The following is a 3,715-nucleotide window of genomic DNA, read 5'->3' on the forward strand; positions in this document are numbered from 1 at the left end:
CCGCGATCGTGACGTCGACCAGCTCCTTGAGCAGGGCGCGCTTGTTGCCGAAGACGAAGTAGATCGTCTGCACCGCGACCCCGGCCTTCTCGGCCCGCCGGCCGCGTCGAGGAAGGAGTCCTGCCCCGACGCGTGCCGGCGGAAGCCGCCCATCCGCATCAGCACCACGGCGTGGCCGACGTCCGGAGCCCACGGCGACCAGCCCTTGACCTGCCCTCCCGTGCGCATGTCATGGACGGACACGCCCGAGCCGGGATCCTTGCCGAGCTCCTGTCGCCACATGACATCCAGACTCGCCGCCCGATCGCCCTCACCGGCGCCGCGATCATCGCGATTCGGCAACACCTGGGCCGGTGGCGCGATCGTCCGGCGGAGCGCGACGCCGGCGACGGGGCTGTGACGGCGGACGACCGGCGTCAGCGAATCGGCTGGATCAGCTGGGTGCGCCAGGTCTCCGGGGCCGGCCAGCTCGCCGGATCGGGTCGACGTTCGAGGTCGAACCAGTGGTAGACCTCCCACGCCCCGCCGTCGGGCTCGTGGTCGTGCTTCCTGAGCCATGCGTCCAGCAGGGCGTAGGTCTCGCCCAGACTGTCGTGCGATCCGAGGTGCCAGGTGGCGACGGCCGTGCCGCCCGGCAGTTCGGCGGCGGCGACCCGTCGCGCGCCGAGCGGGCGTCCGGCCACGGGCACGCCGACCTCCACGTCCGTCTCGTCCCCCGCGAAGGTGTGGTACCTGACGAAGGGCTGTCCCTCCACTCGCACGCCGGACTCCTGGGTGTACTTCCACAGTTCCGCGAACCCCGCACCCTGGGCCTCCGCCAGGCGGGCGATCGCGACCGTCGTCCTGATGCTCACCGTGGTCCGGGGATCGCGGTGGAGGGTCTCGAACGTAGGCTCGTGCGGCTGTCGCGTCATCGTCGTCCTTTCCTGGCCGGCAGGTCGCGTCTCATCCTGTCCGAACCGGTCGGGGCAAGGCTTGAACATCGGTGCGCGACCGGTTTCCGTATGGTGTACGGTACGTTGTACGACTTGGGGAGGAGCAGCATGTACCAGCCGAGCGCCGAGGAACTGAAGACCATCGACGATTGGTTCGCCGCCTACGACGCGCTGGCCGAGGAGGGCGCGATCGAGCAGCTCGCCGACCTGGCGGTCTTCCCGATGAACGTGGCCACCGACGTGCCCGGCGGCCACGCGAGCGTCCGCCAGTGGACGCGGGCCGAGTACGTCGAGGCCATGAAGCAGTCCATGGGCGGCGGCACCGCCGGGCTCGACCTGCGCTCGACGCGTACCCCGCGCTTCGTCAGCCAGAACCTGGTGGTCGTGGAGACCGAGGCGACGATGACGATCGAGGGCGAGGAGCACCGCATGCACTACGCCGACCTGCTGATGCGCACCGAGGACGGATGGGCGTTCCAGACCATGGTCCAGGGCGGCTGGGGGCACGGCTGGCCGTCCGCCAGGCGCGGCTGACCCCGCCGTCCCCGGTCAGGGCGCACCCGACCGGGCGCTACCGGACGCCGCCGCGGGTCATCCGCGCGGCGGCGCCCCGGAGCAGCCCGGGAGCCAGCCGGCGATGGATCGCCGACAGGGGCGGCCACACGACGCGCCCGAGGCGCCGGTCGTAGCGCAGGAGGGTGGTCAGCGACACCCGCCCGTCCGCCGCCCGGACGACGAGGTTGGCGGTCAGGAACCAGGACGCGGTCTCCAGCCGGATCCAGTCGTCGCCACGCGCGGCGATCCGCCACCCGGCCACGGTGGCGGGCGATCGGCCGCGGGCGAGCCGGAGCCCCAGGAGACCCCGCCAGATGAACCGCTCCCCCGCGCTGGGCACGTCGCCGAACATCGCCCGCGCCCACCGCTCCGCCGTCGCCCCGGCCTCGGTGGCGACGGCGTTCACGGTGAGGGCGAAGTGGTCGGCGTAGTCGACGACGGGCAAGGAGCTCAGCGCGCGGACGGACGGCGGGATGCCGCCCGCCCCGACGGCGGACTCCAGGACGCCCGCGTCGCGCTCCCGCCAGGCGCGCTCCAGCCGCCGGACGAAGGCCGGCAGGACGAGGGTGCGGCGGAACGGCATGATGGCGGCCATGTAGCACCGTCCCAGCAGGCCGTTGGGGCGCACGAGGACGGCCATGCGCAGCTCGTGCCCGCCGCCGGCGGCCGGCGCCCATGCCAGGTGCATCACCGCGTGCACGGTGCGGTTCGCCAGCTCCAGCGCGCATTCGTCGTCCAGCGCGTAGACCGGGGAGAAGGGCGCCAGGCCGGCGTCGGAGTCGTGCGGGGCCCGGCGCAGGTCGGCGGGCAGGCGCTCGCACAACGACGGGACGCGCCTTCCGACGCCCGCCGACGCCCTGTCCCAGCCGAACAGGGCCCCCAGCTTCCAGCGCGCCGCGAGCAGCAGCCGCAGCGGCAGGGGGCCGCCGCTGGAGTCGCGCAACGCGGCGAGCACGGCGGAGAAGTCCTCCCGTCCGGCGCCGGGGGTGCGGATCACCCAGACGTCCTCCAGCTCGAAATCTCCGGCGATGTCATGGATGCGCCAGGGCCGTCCGGTGTGGGCGGCGTTCGCCAGCCTCATGATCCCTCCATATCTATACGCTGCCGTATATACTGAGGTTAACCACGGTTATACGGTGGCGTATACATATGTTGCGAGTGAGGTGGCACACACTGTGGGCGCGGTCCGTACGACACGGGAGGGGTGGATCGAGGAGGGGTTGCGGGCGCTGGCCGCCGGCGGCCCCGACGCGGTGCGCGTGGAGGCGCTGGCCAAGCGGCTCGGCGTCACCAAGGGCGGGTTCTACGGGTACTTCGCCGACCGGGAGGCGCTGCTTGAGGCGATGCTGGACACCTGGGAGCGGGAGAGCACCGACGAGGTGATCGAGCGCGTCGAACGCGAGGGCGGCGACCCGCGAACCAAGATCAGGCGCGCCGGCGTGCTCACCTTCTCCGACGACCGCCTGCTGCCCATCGACCTCGCCGTCCGCGACTGGGCCAGGCGCGACGAGGCGGTCGCCGAACGCCTGCGGCGGGTGGACAACCGGCGCATGGCGCTGCTGCGCGAGATGATCGGCAGCTTCTGCTCCGACCCCGAGGAGGTCGAGGCCCGCAGCCTCCTGGCCTTCTGCGTGGCGATCGGCGAACACTTCCTGGCCGCCGACCACGGCGGCCGCACCCGGGCGCAGGTGCTCACCCGGGCGGCCGCCCTGCTGCTCGACAGGACGGACGACCAGCCGGGGCCGGCGGACGGGCCGCATCTCCGCGCTCCCGGGAAGTGCGGGCCAGAATGACCCCTATGACGACCATGCCCGAGAACCGCGTCGCGGACTCGCCCGAGAGCAACGCCTACGACGCGATCGCCGAAGGTTACCCGGCCGAGAACGAGACCAGCCTGGCGAACGCGTACTACGAGCGGCCCGCGATGCTGGAGCTCGCCGGGGACGTGACCGGCCGGCGCATCCTCGACGCCGGGTGCGGCTCGGGCCCCCTGTTCGCCGAGCTGCGCGATCGGGGCGCCGTCGTGACCGGCGTCGACGCGAGCGCCGGGATGCTGGAGATGGCCCGGCGGAGGCTGGGCCCCGAGGCGGACCTGCGGGTCGCCGACCTGGCCGGCCCGCTGCCCTTCCCCGACGACGCCTTCGACGACGTCATCGCGTCGCTGGTGCTGCACTACCTGGAGGACTGGGGGCCGGCGCTGGCCGAGCTGCGACGCGTGCTGCGGC

General features: G+C 72.8%; 6 protein-coding genes. 3 read left to right on the forward strand and 3 right to left on the reverse strand.

The window, feature by feature from the left end; genetic code table 11:
• The coding region (locus ACWCSD_RS49580; protein WP_449926329.1) for a TetR family transcriptional regulator at positions 1–193 on the reverse strand (193 nt) is incomplete at its 3' end.
• 223 nt (positions 194–416) lie between these two features.
• Positions 417–914 (reverse strand): GyrI-like domain-containing protein, encoded by a 498-nt coding sequence (locus ACWCSD_RS49585; RefSeq protein WP_449926332.1) that lies wholly within the window; start codon positions 912–914, stop codon positions 417–419.
• A gap of 129 nt (positions 915–1,043) precedes the next feature.
• On the opposite strand from ACWCSD_RS49585, the gene ACWCSD_RS49590 reads away from it, so the two are divergent.
• Positions 1,044–1,469 carry a nuclear transport factor 2 family protein gene (locus ACWCSD_RS49590; RefSeq protein ID WP_397162921.1) on the forward strand — a complete coding sequence of 142 codons (426 nt, stop codon included), beginning with the start codon at positions 1,044–1,046 and terminating at the stop codon, positions 1,467–1,469.
• A gap of 37 nt (positions 1,470–1,506) precedes the next feature.
• On the opposite strand, the gene ACWCSD_RS49595 is transcribed toward ACWCSD_RS49590, so the two are convergent.
• On the reverse strand, positions 1,507–2,571 hold the full coding sequence (locus ACWCSD_RS49595) for a DUF2867 domain-containing protein (protein WP_449926335.1): 1,065 nt from the start codon (positions 2,569–2,571) through the stop codon (positions 1,507–1,509).
• Positions 2,572–2,653: 82 nt separating this feature from the next.
• On the opposite strand from ACWCSD_RS49595, the gene ACWCSD_RS49600 reads away from it, so the two are divergent.
• Positions 2,654–3,283: a TetR/AcrR family transcriptional regulator gene (locus ACWCSD_RS49600; RefSeq protein ID WP_397162925.1), complete on the forward strand. Its 630-nt coding sequence runs from the start codon at positions 2,654–2,656 to the stop codon at positions 3,281–3,283.
• Positions 3,284–3,288: 5 nt separating this feature from the next.
• A partial coding sequence (locus tag ACWCSD_RS49605) for a class I SAM-dependent methyltransferase (RefSeq protein ID WP_449926338.1) occupies positions 3,289–3,715 on the forward strand: 427 nt, incomplete at its 3' end.

Source organism: Nonomuraea sp. NPDC001684, from assembly GCF_053596515.1.